This is a genomic window from Streptomyces sp. 130, assembly GCF_007096885.1.
GTDB lineage: Bacteria > Actinomycetota > Actinomycetes > Streptomycetales > Streptomycetaceae > Streptomyces.
Genome location: NZ_VJNO01000127.1, coordinates 1 through 560 on the forward strand (window position 1 = coordinate 1; position 560 = coordinate 560).

General features: G+C 70.5%; 1 protein-coding gene. It reads left to right on the forward strand.

Going from position 1 to position 560, the window contains the following annotated elements; genetic code table 11:
- Positions 1–560: beta-ketoacyl synthase N-terminal-like domain-containing protein (locus tag FKN01_RS32310; RefSeq protein ID WP_143626194.1), on the forward strand; the 560-nt coding region annotated here is incomplete at both ends.

Below are 560 nucleotides of genomic sequence, written 5' to 3' on the forward strand. Positions count from 1 at the left end.
ATGGCGGCGGACGGCCGCTGCAAGTCCTTCTCGGCCGACGCGGACGGCACCGGCTGCTCGGAGGGCGTCGGGGTCCTGGTGGTGGAACGGCTCTCGGACGCCCGCCGAAACGGTCACCCGGTCCTCGCGGTGATCCGGGGCAGCGCCATCAACCAGGACGGCGCCTCCAGCAGCATGACGGCTCCGAACGGTCCCTCGCAGCAGCGCGTCATCCGAGCGGCGCTGGACGGTGCCGGGCTGACCCCCTCCGAGGTGGATCTCGTGGAGGCGCATGGCACGGGCACTCGGCTGGGTGACCCGATCGAGGCCGGGGCGTTGCTGGCGACGTATGGGCAGGGTCGTGCGGCGGGCGATCCGATCTGGCTGGGTTCGCTGAAGTCGAACCTGGGCCACACCCAGGCCGCAGCTGGTGTGGGTGGTGTGATCAAGGCCGTGCAGGCGATTCGGCATGGGGTGTTGCCGAAGACGTTGCATGTGGATGTCCCGACGCCGCAGGTGGATTGGGATGCGGGTGCGGTGGAGCTGTTGACGGAGTCGCGGGCGTGGCCGGTGCGGGATCG